General features: G+C 42.0%; 20 protein-coding genes and 2 riboswitches. Of the genes, 16 read left to right on the top strand and 4 right to left on the bottom strand.

The annotated features are described in order from the left end of the window. Positions 1-143: 143 nt before the first annotated feature. Positions 144-1,286: a dicarboxylate/amino acid:cation symporter gene (locus tag E2L07_RS12830; RefSeq protein ID WP_053430496.1), complete on the top strand. Its 1,143-nt coding sequence runs from the start codon at positions 144-146 to the stop codon at positions 1,284-1,286. An 89-nt stretch (positions 1,287-1,375) separates the two neighbouring features. Beyond that, positions 1,376-1,534, top strand: a riboswitch (M-box (ykoK) riboswitch). On the opposite strand, the gene E2L07_RS21535 is transcribed toward E2L07_RS12830, so the two are convergent. After that, positions 1,516-1,644 (bottom strand): hypothetical protein, encoded by a 129-nt coding sequence (locus E2L07_RS21535; RefSeq protein ID WP_276399890.1) that lies wholly within the window; start codon positions 1,642-1,644, stop codon positions 1,516-1,518. Its footprint overlaps the riboswitch before it by 19 nt. 178 nt (positions 1,645-1,822) lie before the next feature. Next, positions 1,823-1,986: riboswitch (M-box (ykoK) riboswitch) on the top strand. Between the two features lie 153 nt (positions 1,987-2,139). Here E2L07_RS21535 and E2L07_RS12820 point away from each other — a divergent pair. The 12 genes from E2L07_RS12820 (at position 2,140) to E2L07_RS12760 (ending at position 10,001) form a co-directional block, all read left to right on the top strand. Then, positions 2,140-2,838 carry an MgtC/SapB family protein gene (locus E2L07_RS12820; protein WP_010899368.1) on the top strand — a complete coding sequence of 233 codons (699 nt, stop codon included), beginning with the start codon at positions 2,140-2,142 and terminating at the stop codon, positions 2,836-2,838. Between the two features lie 19 nt (positions 2,839-2,857). Beyond that, positions 2,858-4,222, top strand: coding sequence for a magnesium transporter (gene mgtE, locus E2L07_RS12815; RefSeq protein WP_053430497.1), 1,365 nt, complete (start codon positions 2,858-2,860; stop codon positions 4,220-4,222). Positions 4,223-4,540: 318 nt separating this feature from the next. Next, positions 4,541-4,771, top strand: coding sequence for a cysteine-rich CWC family protein (locus E2L07_RS12810; RefSeq protein WP_321542790.1), 231 nt, complete (start codon positions 4,541-4,543; stop codon positions 4,769-4,771). Between the two features lie 37 nt (positions 4,772-4,808). After that, positions 4,809-5,537, top strand: coding sequence for an RNA polymerase sigma factor (locus E2L07_RS12805; RefSeq protein ID WP_010899366.1), 729 nt, complete (start codon positions 4,809-4,811; stop codon positions 5,535-5,537). Positions 5,538-5,612: 75 nt separating this feature from the next. Then, the gene (locus E2L07_RS12800) at positions 5,613-5,987 is read left to right on the top strand and encodes a VOC family protein (protein WP_134229750.1); all 375 of its coding nucleotides are present in this window, start codon (positions 5,613-5,615) and stop codon (positions 5,985-5,987) included. A gap of 25 nt (positions 5,988-6,012) precedes the next feature. Then, positions 6,013-6,408, top strand: a complete 396-nt coding sequence (locus tag E2L07_RS12795) for a VOC family protein (RefSeq protein ID WP_010899364.1) — start codon at positions 6,013-6,015, stop codon at positions 6,406-6,408. Between the two features lie 19 nt (positions 6,409-6,427). Next, complete coding sequence (locus E2L07_RS12790) at positions 6,428-6,706, top strand: VOC family protein (RefSeq protein WP_134229749.1); 279 nt, start codon at positions 6,428-6,430, stop codon at positions 6,704-6,706. A gap of 109 nt (positions 6,707-6,815) precedes the next feature. Continuing rightward, the gene (locus tag E2L07_RS12785; RefSeq protein ID WP_010899362.1) at positions 6,816-7,202 is read left to right on the top strand and encodes a VOC family protein; all 387 of its coding nucleotides are present in this window, start codon (positions 6,816-6,818) and stop codon (positions 7,200-7,202) included. Next, entirely contained in the window at positions 7,199-7,678 is a 480-nt protein-coding gene (locus E2L07_RS12780; RefSeq protein ID WP_134229748.1) for a GyrI-like domain-containing protein, read from the top strand. The genes E2L07_RS12785 and E2L07_RS12780 overlap by 4 nt, the downstream gene beginning before the upstream one ends. Positions 7,679-8,144: 466 nt before the next feature. Then, positions 8,145-9,041 (top strand): ArsR/SmtB family transcription factor, encoded by an 897-nt coding sequence (locus tag E2L07_RS12770; protein ID WP_134229747.1) that lies wholly within the window; start codon positions 8,145-8,147, stop codon positions 9,039-9,041. A gap of 3 nt (positions 9,042-9,044) precedes the next feature. After that, on the top strand, positions 9,045-9,419 hold the full coding sequence (locus E2L07_RS12765) for an MFS transporter (protein ID WP_134229746.1): 375 nt from the start codon (positions 9,045-9,047) through the stop codon (positions 9,417-9,419). Between the two features lie 78 nt (positions 9,420-9,497). Further along, positions 9,498-10,001 (top strand): hypothetical protein, encoded by a 504-nt coding sequence (locus E2L07_RS12760; protein WP_134229745.1) that lies wholly within the window; start codon positions 9,498-9,500, stop codon positions 9,999-10,001. A 179-nt stretch (positions 10,002-10,180) separates the two neighbouring features. On the opposite strand, the gene rpsD is transcribed toward E2L07_RS12760, so the two are convergent. Beyond that, entirely contained in the window at positions 10,181-10,783 is a 603-nt protein-coding gene (gene rpsD, locus E2L07_RS12755; protein WP_010899352.1) for a 30S ribosomal protein S4, read from the bottom strand. A 259-nt stretch (positions 10,784-11,042) separates the two neighbouring features. After that, positions 11,043-11,525 (bottom strand): GAF domain-containing protein, encoded by a 483-nt coding sequence (locus tag E2L07_RS12750; protein WP_053430505.1) that lies wholly within the window; start codon positions 11,523-11,525, stop codon positions 11,043-11,045. A gap of 172 nt (positions 11,526-11,697) precedes the next feature. Between E2L07_RS12750 and refZ the strand changes: the two genes are divergently transcribed. Next, entirely contained in the window at positions 11,698-12,351 is a 654-nt protein-coding gene (refZ, locus tag E2L07_RS12745; protein WP_010899350.1) for a forespore capture DNA-binding protein RefZ, read from the top strand. Here the strand turns inward: refZ and hisJ are convergent. After that, on the bottom strand, positions 12,332-13,153 hold the full coding sequence (hisJ, locus tag E2L07_RS12740) for a histidinol-phosphatase HisJ (protein WP_053430506.1): 822 nt from the start codon (positions 13,151-13,153) through the stop codon (positions 12,332-12,334). The genes refZ and hisJ overlap by 20 nt on opposite strands. A gap of 292 nt (positions 13,154-13,445) precedes the next feature. On the opposite strand from hisJ, the gene ezrA reads away from it, so the two are divergent. Together ezrA and E2L07_RS12730 are read left to right on the top strand one after the other, a co-directional pair. Continuing rightward, entirely contained in the window at positions 13,446-15,131 is a 1,686-nt protein-coding gene (gene ezrA, locus E2L07_RS12735) for a septation ring formation regulator EzrA (protein ID WP_134229744.1), read from the top strand. A 164-nt stretch (positions 15,132-15,295) separates the two neighbouring features. Then, on the top strand, positions 15,296-15,875 hold a 580-nt coding region (locus E2L07_RS12730), incomplete at its 3' end, for a transposase (RefSeq protein ID WP_134229743.1).

Raw genomic sequence — 15,875 nt, 5'->3', positions numbered from 1 at the left:
AGAACAATATGAATGTTTTTGGTAAGTGGAAAATATAGAAATAGAAAAGCCTTTCATCGAGAGAGGCAGAAAAGCTTACGCTATGGTAAGGGACAGGGGAAGAGAAACGTTTTTCGCTTAATCAATAGAGGAGGGAATGGAGCATGAAGCTTATTCTCAAGTTACTTGCAGGAATCATTGTCGGAATTATCGTCGGTCTCCTAGGTGTTGATTGGATCACACGGATCTTTTTAACCGTTGAGGTGATTCTCGGTCAGTTTATTCGCTTTATGATCCCGCTCATTATTTTGTTTTTTATTGCTTCAGGGGTGACGAAGCTAGGAAATGGTTCAGGGAAGATGGTTGGTCTTACGGTAGGAACAGCTTATGTATCTACACTACTAGCGGGCACGTTAGCATTCTTTGTGGCCTCATTTGTCATGCCGTATGTCGCAAAAGATGGAGGCGTTCCAGAGGAAGGGGCTAGTCTGGCAAGTTTTATTGATTTTGAAATTGCACCGATCATGGGTGTAGTGACTGCATTAGTTTTAGCATTTGCTTTCGGTATAAGTATGACGATGTTGAAAAGCGATACCTTGATCCGTTTTTTTGATGAAGGAAAAGCAGTTGTTGAGTTAATCATTGTGAAAGCGATCATTCCGTTATTGCCTTTTTACATCGCTGGTATTTTTGCAGGGATTGCGGCAGAAGGAACCGTCTTCGCCACATTGCAAGTATTTGGCGTCGTGTTAGTGGTCGCGATTCTCACCCATTGGGTCTGGATTACGATTCAATATGTCGCGGCTGGTTCCTATATTGGCCGAAATCCATTCGCTCTGTTGAAAACAATGCTCCCAGCTTATTTTACCGGCTTAGGTACGATGAGTAGTGCGGCTACGATTCCAGTTACATTAAGGCAAGCAAAACAAAATGGGATCAAAGAAGATATTGCCAACTTCTCGATCCCGTTATGTGCAACGATTCATTTATCAGGGAGTACGATTACGATCGTCAGCTGCTCATTAGCAGTCATGATGGTGATGGAGGGGCTTGCGACACCAACTTATTTCACAATGCTCCCCGTCATCGCAATGCTAGGAGTCATCATGATCGCAGCACCAGGCGTTCCTGGAGGAGCTGTAATGGCCGCCACGGGAGTGTTAGCCTCGATGCTCGGCTTTAGTGAGGCAGCTATCGGTTTAATGATTGCTCTTTATATGGCCCAAGATAGCTTTGGCACAGCAACCAATGTGACAGGAGATGGCGCGATCGCCTTGTTTATCGATAAAATATCCAATAAAGGGTAAAGAGAGCTGGAGGAATGCAATCCTCCGGCTTTTCGCCTATTGACAGGTAAAATATCTTCATGTAGTCTATGAGTTGTAAAAAATTTCATAAATGTCTTCGTTAGGTGAGGCTCCTGTATGGAGATATGCTGCTGCTCGTCCAAAGACGCCAATGGGTCAACAGAAATCATCGACATAAGGTGATTTTTAATGTAGCTGGCAACGTCCTATGCCATACAGTGCTAAAGCTCTACGAATGGGGGACAACAGTGGCCATTGCCATCGCTATGCCCGATAAAGGGGCATCTTTACGATTATAGTGTGCGTTTCTTATGATCGTCTTGGCATCAGGCTTTCGTTTTTTGAACAATGGAAACATGACGTAATCACCTTCATTCGTATGAGGGTGATTTTTTTTGAGCTATCCCTTTCTTAGAAGCAGTGGAGGTGGTAAGAGATGGACAGTGAGTCACATGATCAAGGGAACATGTTTATCTCAATTGGCGCAACGGTAACCATCGCTGCCTTTTCGATGATAGCGGACAAGTAAATACGTACAACCACTTCGTTAGGTGAGGCTCCTGTATGGAGATATGCTGCTGCCCAAAAACGTCCAGAGACGCCAATGGGTCAACAGAAATCATCGACATAAGGTGATTTTTAATGTAGCTGGCAATGTCCTATGCCATACAGTGCTAAAGCTCTACGAATGAAGGGAATCTCGCTCATAGAACATGAGTGTGTTTGGGGAGCCTACCTTTATTTGTAGAAGGTAGGCTTTTTGCACTTTAAGGAAGTTTAGCTTTTGTGACGAACAACGGTTTTTGCTATAAAACATTTTTCTAACCATAAGTGAGGAAAGCAGGTGAACGAAATGACAGAACTGTTAATGAAATTAAGCATCGCATTATTTTTCGGATTATTGATTGGTATTGACCGTCAGTTAAAGCACAAACCTTTAGGATTAAAGACGAGCATGGTCATTTGTGTTGCCAGCTGTCTAGTAACGATCGTGTCGGTCGAATCGTTTCACAGGTTTGCGACCCCGATGTTTAATAATATGGATCCAATGCGCTTAGCGGCGCAAATTGTGAGCGGTGTCGGTTTTTTAGGGGCGGGAGTTATTTTAAGAAAACGAAATGATGTCATTTCCGGTCTGACGACAGCTGCAATGATTTGGGCAGCGTCAGGATTAGGAATTGCTGTTGGCGCAGGCTTCTACATTGAAGCAGGGTATATGGTAGTCCTTTTAATGCTAGCGATAAATGTCTTTCCTCAACTCGTGAAAAAAGTGGGGCCTTCTTCTCTTCGGCAACGAGATGTGGCGGTCAAGATGGTCATGGAGCCGAATATGAGAATGACGGAACTAATCCAATCGATTGAACGAAAAACGAGCATGGCTAAAAAAGGGAGCGACATCCGCATTCGCCATCTGAAATTAAAAGATTTAGAGAACGGTAATCAGCAAGTGGAACTGATTTTATCGGCTCCAGAAAAACAATATACGACGGAAATTTATTACCTCATCAAAAAGATCGACCATGTTCTCACCGTTGATGTGGAACATTTGTAAAAGGAAAGGAGGATTTCTCATGATGATGCTGGACTTCAAAAACAGAGAAGAGTATACCTTTTACTTACACATGTATTTAAAAGAACAAGAACGAGAAAAATTTCGCGATGATTTTCTTGCATTACATCCTATTGATCAAGTGGAGATTTTCTCGGAGTTGAACGTTCAAAAGCGGAAGCGAGTGTATGAATGGATTGGGCCGAAAGAGTTTGCTCCTATATTTAGAGGGATGGAACGGAACCAACAAAAACAGATTGTCACAGAGCTGAAAGAGTCTTACACGATTAAAATGTTCGAAGAAATGGCACCAGACGATATGACCGACTTTTTTGAGGAGATTCCTAATCATTTGACCGGCTATTTTTTAGATCGTATGGATGAACAGGAGGCCCATGCCATCAAGCGTTTAATGTCTTATGAGAAAAAGACAGCTGGTTCCTTGATGACGACTGAATATTTGACCATTCAGCAAGAAAAAACGGTGGCAGATGTATTCGAAACGCTTCGCGCCGAGGGCAAAGATGCCGAAATGATCTACTACCTTTATGTTGTAAACGAGAACAATCAACTGATGGGTGTCCTCTCGTTAAAAGATGTCTTAACCTCTTCATTACATGAAACGGTCCGACAGCTAATGAAAAAGCACGTGATCTCTGTTTTTCCCCATACAGATCAGCGGGAGGTTGTACAACTGATACGTGACTATGACATTGTCGCGATCCCCGTCACAACAGAGACCAATCAAATGATCGGGATCGTGACAGTAGATGATGTCATGGACGTTGTGGAGGATGAAGTAACCGGAGATTTTGAGGAACTGGCAGGGGCAAAGGGTTCGATCAATCTAGAAGTTCATCCAATCAAAGCAGCAATGAAACGTTTACCTTGGCTTCTTCTATTAATGGTTTTTGGGATGGCGACTGCAAGCGTCGTTCAACACTTTGAAGACACACTTGCCCAGCTTGCGTTACTTGCCATTTTCATCCCACTCATAACCGATATGGGAGGGAATACAGGGACGCAGTCATTAGCGGTTGTCGTCAGGCAGTTAACCTTAGAAAAGCTGAAACATCCAACGTGTCGACGAATGATTAAACGAGAGCTGTTGACCGGGCTTATTATGGGGATCGTGTGCGGACTCTTTGCCGCGTTGCTAGCTCAATTTTATGGCTTTGGCAACATGGCTCTTGGGCTGATCGTTGGAACAGCGCTTTTTGGCACGGTCGTCATCTCAACAATGACGGGCACAATCATCCCGATCATTATTCATAAATTACGTATAGATCCTACCGTTGCTTCAGGCCCATTCATTACAACGATTAATGACATAGTCGGTCTACTCCTCTATTTTGCGATTGCTTCATCGCTAGCAACCTATCTATAGAACGAACAACGGGGAATCCCCTCTTGTTCGTTTATATGAAAAAACAATATTTACATCAGATGGGATTGTTATGTTGCCGTGATAACACTAGCCATTGTGCTCATAAGCAAGATGTACGGGAGAGATAAAAACATTCGGTATGGCCAGATGGCACTGTACGTATCCGTCCTTGGACCACTGCTCATTTTCGTCCTTTTATTTCATATTGGGTATGTTGTTAGTGATTTCTTATATTGAATCAAAAACCAGGTGGATCTTTTACCTGGTTTTTCATTTACTAGAAGCTCCATATAGATTACAACCACTTTATTTCTTATAATGAGAGAAGATTCGAACAGAAAGCAGGGAAATCTCATGCCCAAGAGCGAACAAAACAAGCATTGCCCGATTTGTGGCAAAGGAAACAACTGCGGATATGGTGATTGCTGGTGCAATGACGAAGTGTTTCCGAATGGAATCTTTCTTTTAGTTCCACCAGAGCATGTAGGGAAATCATGCATTTGTAGAGAGTGTGTCATACAATTTAGAAAATCAAAAAACAAAGAATAAGTGCCTTTAAAAAAATGATGGAATGGGTGAGGCAGAAATGAGAGATGAACAGGAGCCTCTTGATGAGTCGAAGTTTGAGAAAAAAGTCTCCCCATTTTTTTATGAGATGAAATGGTATTGTAAGCGGTTAACTCATAATAAATGGGAGTCTGAGGACTTATTTCAGGATAGCCTTATAAAAATCTACCTAGCGATGAAACAGCAACCTGATCGAAAAATGACGAAAACCTTCTTCTATCGAATCATTAAACATACGTGGATTGATAGAAAACGTAAAAGGCAGCTACAGGTTGAACCAATAGACGATGTGATGCAGGAGCTACACTTTCACGAAGAATATGAGAGTCGAGAGCTTTTAGAAGTGCTCGCGGAGTATTTAACAATAAAACAATTCGTTGCTCTTTTACTATCTAACGTATTTGCTTTTACCGCGAAAGAGACGGCGACCTTAATGAATGAATCTGAGTCGAACGTGTATACGACGTTGCATCGTGCGAAGAAAAAGCTCCAGCGTTATTTACAAGTTCGCTCTTATTCAGATATGGAACCGCAGATCGGTCCATCGGTTCGTGCTGAAAAAATCGATTCCACGATGTTCGAACAATTCCTCAAAGGGTTTCGTACAAAAAACCCGAGACTTATCTATGAATCCTATTGCGCCCTAAGCCGGGCGGGGATTGAAGTAAGAAAAGGGCGTTCGATTGGTTACACCCTTTGTTTTCAAGTGATTGATCCAGACGGTCATGTGCTAATGATTTGTACATAATTTTTTTACCATGTGGTGTAAGGTATTGCTTCATCCCTTCGTTTATATGAGTAGAACGGAAAAAAGGAGGGGCTTATGAACATAGACTTACTTTACGGTGTCGGCATTTTCATACCTGTGCGTCACTTAGCAAAAGCAACGGATTGGTACAAAGAGATGCTAGGCTTTGAAATGATTCACGATGATAGCCCAGCTGCCAATGTGTTAAAAGTGGGCGATGGGACGGTGACGTTTTGTCTCGTGACATGTGAAGACATCGAACAACCTAAGTTTCCGCAGAACGATTATGAGGTGAATGTCTATTTTAACTTTCATACGAATGATGTAGGAAAGGCTCACCAACTTCTTTCCTCAAAAGGTGCCAATGTTGGCGAGATTCACGATTATGGAAAGGTTCGCGGCTTCGATCTAATCGATTTAGATGGAAATCATTTTGGGGTCGTCACATGATCGAAGAAAGGGGACACGAAAAAAGATGTCAAGAAAAGCACTAGACATTCCAGTGATCCAATTGCCTGTTTCCAATCTTGAAAAAGCAGTCGAATGGTATCAATCGATGCTTGGTTTGGCGTTTACTTTTCCATTTCAAGAAGGCGACGATGAAGCATGGTTGAACGTGAATGGTAGCATTGGGCTAGGGTTAATTCGTTGCGACGACGTCCCCAATCTGTCGTTTCGAAATAAGAATGGGGAACTGAAGGCGGTGTTAACGTTTCGCGTCGACGACATTCATGCTTTTTATACGGACCTAAAAGATAAAGGCGTACCCGTTGGGGAAATGGTTTATAAAGAAGGGGGAGGTTATAGCTTTATCGTGAAAGATTTAGATGGACATCGGTCTTATATTTGGGAAGGCTGGCCGAAGGAATAAAAAAGGAGAGGTGCTGCTGATGAGAATTGGTGCTGTGTTCGTACCGGTCGTTCATTTGCAAAAGTCGATTGCGTTTTATCGAGATGTGCTCGAGTTAAATCATGTGGGAACTTGGCCAGAGGAGATGGGAGCAGACTTTTATTTTGAGGAGCATAAGCAATATGTAAGTTTAGTGACGGTGAAAGAGAAACAACCACTTGAATTTACGGTAACGGATACGTACAAAAACAGCTACTACAATTTTACTACGGACGATTTAGTAGCTTATCATTTAATCCTTAAAGGACAAAGGTGTTGAGGTCACTGACATATATGAGCATGGGCCGATTGAAGGCTTTGATTTTTTCGATGTGGATGGCAATCGGTTTGGGGTGATCGTCGATAAGTGATCCGAAGGGGGAAGTTCTATGCTACAACAGATCATCTATGGGATCGTCCCAGTCAAGTCGATGGATCGGGCGATTCGTTGGTATACGGATGTGCTAGGTATGGAATTCATTTGGCATAGTGAAGATGAGGACTTGGCTCAAATGAACCTCCCTTCTGGGCAAATGGTCTTTTTGCGCGAAACAAGCCATGACACGACCGCTACTTTTTCCTATAACTACAAGCCTCATGGGGTGATTGGCTTTCAAACGGATGACATTTATAAGCTATACGGTCACTTAAAGAAGCATGATGTTCAAGTGGAAGAGATTCATGAAGATGGGGAAGGGAATGCTTTTTTAGATTTTTACGATCTAGATGGGAATTTATTTAATGTTCAATGTGATGTAAAGGTGGGAGAAGGATGAACCCTCAACTAAAATCAATCGATGCTTTTACGGTTATAGGATATCAATTGAAAGCTAATTTACAAGAAATTGAGGAACAGCAGCTCGGGAAAAAGACGTTACACCGATTGCTTGAAAATCAATCATTGGTTCAGAAAAGGGTAGGGGAAGAAATCTATTTGATTCAGCTTTATGACATGAAGCCAAACTTTAATCCGAATGTGGATCGTTTTACGCAAGTGATCGGCTATAAAGTGGCAGAACCGAAAGATGTACCAGCGGAAATGATCGTACATACGGTTCCAAGCCACCAATATGTAATGGCGACCCACCGAGGGCTGGAAGCTGAACTTTACAAAACGTATGATGCACTCTATGGAACATGGATGGGAAAACAGCCATACCAACCAGCTGGCTATGATTTTGAAGTGTGGGATGAACGGTACAAGCCTGACGAAGCGACGAACGAAATTGACGTGTATGTGGCTATTCGTTGATTGTCATGATGAATCTAGCCTCCCTAGCAGTAACAGGGAGGCTTTTCGTAGTTTACTCGTTTTTAATCTCGACTATAAATGTCTCTGGGCCTGTAGGGATGTGGCTATCGCGCTTTGAAATGTAAGTGTCTTCACATCCATCCTTCAATAAAAACTAGATGAACCTTCTTGAATCGGGAGGATCGCTCCTTGAATATTGTTGTCGGTAAAATCGTAAGTCCGCTTGTTTTAAAGGAAAGCTTATTGTTCATTTGGCCACACTAACAGGCTTAATTGCGGCGATCCTTGTTTGCTTTGCCATTGCTTATGTTTTATTCATGCGACAAGAAATTCGTTCTAATTAATGAAACCATTCGTTTCCGCCAAAGGCGGGGGCGAATGGTTTTTGTTTGACAGTACTTTATTTGTTTAATAAAATTATAACAACATTAAGTTTTGAAAATATTGAACAAAGGGGCTGGTGCTTTTGTATAAAATCGAAATAGATTATTCCCCTGCTTATGAACTTATTACAAGCCTGTACACTTATTTAGATTCTTCTAACAGGCAAATTTCTGAGCTTGGGACAAAGTGGGTGAAACAAGTGGAAAAAAGCATTAACGCTGACTTTGCAAACGAGTTGAAAGATCAAAAATTAGAAGTGTTGCATCGCTTAAGTTTGCTTGTATGGCAATGTCCACACAAGGAGACCATTACGGGTTTTTTATATTGGCTTGAACAGCTTCCGTCCGAAAAAGTTTATGAATTACTTGTGCCATGGGTGCAGCAAATATCTAAGGATATGATCCAGATTCAAACGTACTTTGTATCGTTGTTAAGAAGGTGGAACGAACAGTATTTTTGTCATTTATCAGAAGATATTTTAGAGATGCTCCAAAAAGATGCGTTAAAAAAAAAGGTTCTCACTTCACAGATAGATCCGGTGGACCTTGTGGAGCAATGTACGAATGGAATGCACATTATGGCTGAGAATGTTGACACGCTACTTTTAGTTCCTCAGTTTCATCAATCCCCATTTAGTGTGATTGATTATTTTGATGGTTTGATTACATGCTTATATCCTGTTGACCAAGAGTTGAAAGGAGAGCCTCCTAAAAAACTTGAAAGACAAATGAAAAGTTTAGCTGATGAGAGGAGATTAAAGATCCTTCGTTATTTGCAGGAGAAACCAAGAACGTTTTCCGAAATCCAACAGTTTACAGGCTTGGCAAAAGGAAATGTCCATTACCACATAAAATTGTTACGGACCGCTGGATTTATTCGCGCTCATCACAATAGCAAAAGAGTGGAAAAATATAGTCTGAGAGATGAGTCATTGGTTCAATTACAAGACGTTCTTTTTAGGTATGTAAAAGGGGACTAGCTCATGCGAATACGAAACAGGTTTACAGAATTTCATCCAATCGTATATTCGATGATTTTTGGAAGTGTTTGCATGAACATTGGCTTCGGAATGGTTGTCCCATATTTCGCGATTTATCTAGGGACGTATACAGGTTTAGACCCTGTCTCGATCGGCTTAATTGTAGGCACCACATCTATTGGCTCTTTGGTGGGCGGTTTTTTAGGAGGAACATTATCAGACCAATTTCGAAGAAAAAAGATCATGCTCGTGTCTCTTGTTGTTGCTTCTGCCATTTATGCTGGGTTTATGCTCCAAGATTATGCCCTTCTACTAGTATGCTTAACGTTAGTGATGGGCTTCTGTACTTTTTTTTTGAACCTTGCGCAAAAGCACTAATGGCAGATTTGACAGAGAGTAAAAAGCGAATTCTCTTTACGTTACATTGGAGCCAACATCGGTTTTGCGATTGGTCCATTGATTGGTATAGTAGCTGGCGTGACGGCAAGTAGTAGACTACCTTTTATCGTTATGTCGACGATTCTCCTTGCTTACGCTCTTTTTCTACAATGGTTATTCCGTGCCTTTGGCGTCCAAGAGATCTCGATCGGGGAAAAAGAGCATGTGAATTTAGCCGGTGCTTTCAAAGCGATTCAAAGTGATCGTGTGCTGCTCTTATTTTTATTCGGTGGCTTACTAGCGACAGTTGTTCATGGTCTAACAAAATTTTCTATCGGGGTGGCCTTTTGTGAAGTTGTTCCGATTTTATTATTAGTTGCTGGATTTGCTACGATGCAGACGGGGTTAGAATTCAATAATCTTCTTCTCCCTCTCGTTTGTACCTTTTTTTCAATGATCATTGCCGCTGTCTTTATCTTTTTACAAACAAAAGTGGATGTTACGCAAGAGATGAGGGGCAAGGTCTACACCTTTGCTATGATAGGATTGTCAATAGCAATAAGTATACCATTTTTTCATTAGTTGGCCTATTGATCCAAATGCAATAGTAGACGGGGAAGAGCCTGAATTGGAAGGTTCCTTGAAGGGGAAGGGCGTAGAGGCTCTGTTCAGAAATCAAAGCTGAAAGAAAACAAAAACCCTCAAATCCTTGAAAGAACTCAAAGGTTTGAGGGTTTTAACATATAACTTGGCTAGAAGAATTAACGTGAGTAGAACTCGACGATTAACGCTTCTGTAATTTCCGCTGGAAGCTCAGAACGCTCAGGGAAACGAGAGTATGTTCCTTCTAGCTTATCAGCGTCGAATGTCACGTATGCTGGTACGAAGTCGTTGGATTCAAGAGATTCTTTGATCACTTGAAGGTTGCGAGATTTTTCGCGAACACCGATCACTTGACCAGGTTTTACACGGTAAGATGGAATGTCTACACGTTGACCATCTACTGTGATGTGACCGTGGTTGACAAGCTGACGAGCTGCACGACGAGTGCGAGCAAGACCCATGCGGTATACAAGGTTGTCAAGGCGAGATTCAAGCAAGATCATGAAGTTCTCACCGTGGATTCCAGCCATTTTTCCAGCATCGTTGAAAATGCGACGGAATTGACGCTCGTTTACTCCGTACATGTGACGAAGCTTTTGTTTCTCTTGAAGCTGTAATCCGTATTCAGACAATTTCTTGCGTTGGTTTGGTCCATGTTGACCAGGTGCATAAGGGCGTTTTTGTAATTCTTTACCTGTTCCGCTAAGAGAAATTCCTAAGCGGCGAGAGATTTTCCAAGTTGGTCCAGTATAACGAGCCATAAAATCGACTCCTCCTTTGTTATTTTGAATGATGCAAAATAACAACAGTTTGGCAATCCTTTAACATGCTCATTTTGTTGTTCTGTACCTTCGCCTCGACAGCTAGAGGTTACGTGGTACACCTCAAAACAAGTTCAGCCGCTGGTTTGAGGAACAAAATGCCGAAGGGTGTACATGTTAAGTTCACCTTGGCTGTCTTATTTCACACAGAGTCCATTATAACCTCCACAAACAATTGAAGTCAAGGAGATATCCCTGGCTACTTAAGGTTTTTCGATAGCACGTCGACAAACGATTCGAGCAGTGCCTGTTCCTCTTCGCTAAAACGGTTTAAGGATGGGCTATCAATGTCGAGCACACCATAGAGTACTCCGTTTTGGAACAGAGGAATGACAATTTCCGAGCGGGAGGCGGCATCGCAGGCGATGTGACCAGGGAATTGATGGACATCTTCCACTCGCACGGTCTGCTCTTCTTTCGCCGCGGTTCCACATACCCCGCGACCAATTGGGATGCGGACGCACGCTGGTAAGCCTTGAAACGGCCCAAGTACCAGCTCTCCTTCTTTCATTAAATAAAAGCCAACCCAGTTAACCTCTTCTAAAAAGTGATATAACAAGGCTGACGCATTCGCTAAGTTGGCGATGGCATCAGACTCTCCTTTGAGCAAGGCTGCCAATTGTTTCGTGACGAGACTATACTTTTCCTCTAATGTTCCTTGGTAAGATTCGGGTTGAAACATCATCATTCTCCTTTCGCTCTTTCCCATTTTAGCGATTGATGGCGTGTTTTGTAAAATCATTTTGCTTCATTGTCGAGCGGTTTTCAGAGGAGGCAGGTATGCCCATCACGAAAAGAGTTGTTGAGGGAAGTCGTACCGTCAGTAGAATTGTGTCTGGAAAGGGGAGTGTACGATGGGCGTAGTTTCTTCATCCTCAAAGGAAAAAGTGCTAGAGGCGGCGATTACATTGTTTCAAGTCAAAGGGTTTCACGGGACATCGGTGCGTGATATTGCACTTAAGGCCAATGTGAATGTTGCGTTAGTCTCTTATTATTTTGGCGGTAAACAGGGATTATTGGAACAGTTAAATGTTCAGTTTTTAGAAGGATATATTCAGGCAATGGAACAGGCGACTGAGGAACGATTGGGTCAATCGAGTCACGAGAAGTTGCTCGCTGTCATGGAGCAAGTCTTGCTTTATGAACAGCAAGCCCCTTCGCTCGCTCGCCTTGTTCTCCGAGAAATGACCCTTGATTCCACTTTGGTGCGGGAAATTATGAGCACCTATATGAGAAAGGAAAAACATTTGCTAGAAACGATTCTTCGTCAAGGCATGGGGAATCAGGAGTTTCGCAAGCAACCACTTGATTTACTATTGCTTCACATTCGGACGATGATGACAATGCCATTTTTACAACCTCACTATTTAAGAGAACTGTACCAGCTATCGGTGAACGATCCATCTTTTATTAAGCGCTATATGGTTCATGTGAACGACTGGATGGCTGCATGCTTACTGAAAAAACCAATAGCCTCGTCCAGGCTTGTTATTCACCTTGACTCTTGAGCGTTGCGTTCATTTGTTCCCATCCGGTTGCAAGTGCCTTTGCTTGGTGGGCGTCAGACCCATAGATAAGCGGGATGCCTAAAGCGACGGCTTCTTTTGCAATGGATTCAGGTGGATAAGATTCACCGCATAATGGTTTAATAAAGCCAGCCCCGTTATAATCAAGACTGTAGCCGTGCTTTTTTACTAAATGGAGGATCTCGAGCTGGCTTTTTTTCTGGTGTTCCGTAGAAGGCGCTGGAAATTTTTTTTGAAATTTGTTCACCAGGGTCATATGACCAATTCGCTTTGGCTTGTACGGTCCAAGTTCTGAAGTAATCGAACGCTCCAATGTACGGTAGTAGGCATCATAAACCGCTTGGATTGATCCGAACGTTCGGATGGCCACTGCAAACACATCAGGACTATAATCAATGCAAAAATATCGATCAGAATGCTTCAAAAAATGAACCGAGAGCAAACTATCATCGAGCAATGGACCATATTCATTTAAAAACGTGCAAATCTCCTCTTCAAATCCCTCAATAAAATCCACTTCCAAACCGATATAAATCGTTAGCTGGTCCCGATAAGCTTTTTTTATTGACGATAGTGTATGAATATAATCATCCAACTCATTCCACCCGATACTGCTGTCTTGCGCAGGGGTCGGGTCTGTAAATCCTTTAGGCAAAGGGGCATGCTCGGTGAAAGACAGGCTCGTAAACCCAAGAGAAATGGCCCGCTCGCAATAAGCATCGAATGAATCCTTCGTACCATGTGGACAAAAAGGGGTATGGACATGCCCGTCATGCTTTCCCAACTTTCGACACCCTCTCGTTAACTTTGTTCGAATTGATCGCGAATAAAACGATACAAAATACACATTTTCATGGTATCATATGACATAGATCGATTTGTGAAAAATAGATAAAATTTTGTTGAATAACAAAGGATTTTCGCCTTGACCTATTGAAATAAATTACTATCGTTATAGTATACACAATACATAGAGAAGAAACAGCCCAAGGAGAACAGGTTGCTACATAATCAACTTTTCAAGTAGCACAGAAAAAAGGGGCCTTCAGATTGTTAAGAAGAAGGGAGACCCAAACATGTGGATCGTAGTTTTTAGCTTGCTTGTGCTTACCGTTACATTCTTTGTTTACGGAGCTTTAAGGAGAAAGGCCTTTTATAAACGGGTAGACAAGTTGGAAGATTGGAAAAATGACATTTTACAGCGTCCAATACCTGATGAGATTGGTAAGGTAAAGGGGCTCACCATGTCGGGAGAAACCGAGGAAAAATTTGAGGTGTGGCGTAGTGACTGGGACGACATCGTTGGTGTCATTTTACCGAATGTAGAGGAACAATTATTTGACGTTGAGGATTTCGCAAATAAATATCGCTTTCAAAAAGCGAAAGCGTTACTGGATACGATCGAACAGCGACTGCATAGCATTGAAGAACAGTTAAAGATCATGGTCGATGACATTCAGGTCCTCGTTCAAAGTGAAGAGCAAAATCGTACGGAAATCGGATCTGTACGAGAATTGCAGCAAAAGCTGATCAAGGAAGCCATTACGAGAAGAGGCTCCCTTTCGAGCAGTGCAAAAGTGTTTGACGAAAAGCTTGAAAAAGCGAACGAGCTTTTGCAAGCGTTTGATGAACGTACAGAGAAAGGAAATTATATTCAAGCTTCAGAAGTGTTAGAGGAGGCGAAAGAATTATTAGGACAAATCGAGCATTTGCTTAAAATTGTCCCAGGCTTGTTCGTTGAATTACAGACAAATATCCCGGCGGAACTGACCAATTTAAAAAATGGTTTACGAGATATGGAGGAAGCTGGCTTCTTCCTTGAGACTTTTGCCATCGATTCACAAATGGAACGGTTGGAAGAGAAGCGTGTTGAATTGCTCGAACAATTAACCGTGCTCGAATGTAATGGAATGGAAGAGGAGATTAATTTCATAGAAGAGAGCATGGAGCAAATGTTTGAACTGCTCGAGAAGGAAGTTGAAGCGAAAAACGAAATTACGATCCTTCTGCCAAACCTGCGAGAGGATTTAACAAAGACAGAAGAAAAATTAACTCATTTAAAGGAAGAGACCGAATCAGTGCAGCTCAGTTACCGGCTGGCGGAGGAAGAACTCGTTTTCCAACAAAAGCTAGGAAAAGAACTGAAAGAGTTAAGGCAACAGCTTCAGGTCATTGATGAGGTAACAGAAGAACAAAAACAAACGTTCTCCTCCGTGCGTTCTATGCTTGAGGAATGGCGTGAAGGGTTAACAGCTTGTCAGAATAAAATCGAACAAGCCCAAGAATCATTAAACTCATTAAGGAAAGACGAGCTCAAGGCGAAAGAGGAATTGAAACAGCTTAAAGAAAAGCTGTTAGAAGATAAGCGCCTTGTGCAAAAAAGCAACATACCAGGCTTACCTGAGACTCTTCTCCATCGGTTAGAAGATGGAGAGCAAAAGCTGGCACAAGCGATTGCCAAGCTAAGTGACGTTCCTTTGGAAATGGGAAGGGTGACTGCCCTTGTGGATGAAGCTCAAGCGTTAATCCACGAAAACAGCAGTATTCTTCATGAAACGATCGAGAAGGCACGTTTAGCTGAGCATGTCATTCAATATGGCAACCGATATCGAAGCCGCTCCGCTGAAGTAAAAAAGCGCTTATCTAATGCAGAAGAGTTATTTCGCGCCTTTGAATATGATGAGGCGATTGAAATGGCTGTGCAGGCGATCGAACCATTTGAAAAAGACGTACTTGAAAAGGTTCAGCACCTTGCAGGCTAACAAGAGGGGCTGGGACAAAACCCCAGGAAATAAAAAAATAAGGCGTAGGAGCTTACACTAAAAAGTGTAGGCTTCACGCCTTTTTATTCGTATTTTGTGTAAACCAAAAGGACACCTTTTGATAAAATTAAAGTGACTAAACAATAATTTTTGGAGGTGTCCTTATGTTTAAACAGTATACCATGAATCAAATTGTTTTGCCGCTAGATTTAGAAATAAAATTACAAGAAAATGATATTGCTTTTGCGATTAATGACCTTGTAGAGAGCATACCAGAGGAAGCATTCAAAGATTTCTTACGCCAAACTGGACGTCCTGCCTATCATCCTCGTATGATGTTAAAAGTTATTTTGTGTGGGTATACACAATCTGTGTTTTCTGGTCGTAAGATAGAAGCGTTGCTCCAAGACAGTATTCGGATGATGTGGTTAGCCCAAGGAAATGAGCCGAGCTATCGGACGATTAATCGTTTCCGTTCCAATCCACTTATTGAAAAATTACTGCGCGAATGTTTTGTCCAATTCCGTAATCAACTCGTGGAAAAGGAGTTGATTGAAGAAGAAGCAATTTTTATTGATGGTACGAAGATTGAAGCGAACGCAAACAAATTTACCTTTGTATGGAGAAAATCCGTCGAACAATATAGTGAAAAATTAATAGAAAAGTCCAACCAACTGTATGATGAATTATTGGAAAAGGAAATTATCCCAGCGATAGAACGAGAAAGTAAAGAAGAACTAACCG

It is taken from the genome of Halalkalibacterium halodurans, assembly GCF_004376175.1.
Classification (GTDB): domain Bacteria; phylum Bacillota; class Bacilli; order Bacillales; family Bacillaceae_D; genus Halalkalibacterium; species Halalkalibacterium halodurans.
The sequence above is the reverse complement of the archived record's forward strand: the minus strand, read 5'-3'. Positions and strand labels throughout refer to the sequence as shown.

Coding starts and splice junctions, on each gene's coding strand:
- E2L07_RS12830 (WP_053430496.1), top strand. CDS start 144: ATGAAGCTTATTCTCAAGTTACTTGCAGGAATCATTGTCGGAATTATC.
- E2L07_RS21535 (WP_276399890.1), bottom strand. CDS start 1,644: ATGTTTCCATTGTTCAAAAAACGAAAGCCTGATGCCAAGACGATCATA.
- E2L07_RS12820 (WP_010899368.1), top strand. CDS start 2,140: ATGACAGAACTGTTAATGAAATTAAGCATCGCATTATTTTTCGGATTA.
- mgtE (WP_053430497.1), top strand. CDS start 2,858: ATGATGATGCTGGACTTCAAAAACAGAGAAGAGTATACCTTTTACTTA.
- E2L07_RS12810 (WP_321542790.1), top strand. CDS start 4,541: ATGAGAGAAGATTCGAACAGAAAGCAGGGAAATCTCATGCCCAAGAGC.
- E2L07_RS12805 (WP_010899366.1), top strand. CDS start 4,809: ATGAGAGATGAACAGGAGCCTCTTGATGAGTCGAAGTTTGAGAAAAAA.
- E2L07_RS12800 (WP_134229750.1), top strand. CDS start 5,613: ATGAACATAGACTTACTTTACGGTGTCGGCATTTTCATACCTGTGCGT.
- E2L07_RS12795 (WP_010899364.1), top strand. CDS start 6,013: ATGTCAAGAAAAGCACTAGACATTCCAGTGATCCAATTGCCTGTTTCC.
- E2L07_RS12790 (WP_134229749.1), top strand. CDS start 6,428: ATGAGAATTGGTGCTGTGTTCGTACCGGTCGTTCATTTGCAAAAGTCG.
- E2L07_RS12785 (WP_010899362.1), top strand. CDS start 6,816: ATGCTACAACAGATCATCTATGGGATCGTCCCAGTCAAGTCGATGGAT.
- E2L07_RS12780 (WP_134229748.1), top strand. CDS start 7,199: ATGAACCCTCAACTAAAATCAATCGATGCTTTTACGGTTATAGGATAT.
- E2L07_RS12765 (WP_134229746.1), top strand. CDS start 9,045: ATGCGAATACGAAACAGGTTTACAGAATTTCATCCAATCGTATATTCG.
- rpsD (WP_010899352.1), bottom strand. CDS start 10,783: ATGGCTCGTTATACTGGACCAACTTGGAAAATCTCTCGCCGCTTAGGA.
- E2L07_RS12750 (WP_053430505.1), bottom strand. CDS start 11,525: ATGTTTCAACCCGAATCTTACCAAGGAACATTAGAGGAAAAGTATAGT.
- refZ (WP_010899350.1), top strand. CDS start 11,698: ATGGGCGTAGTTTCTTCATCCTCAAAGGAAAAAGTGCTAGAGGCGGCG.
- ezrA (WP_134229744.1), top strand. CDS start 13,446: ATGTGGATCGTAGTTTTTAGCTTGCTTGTGCTTACCGTTACATTCTTT.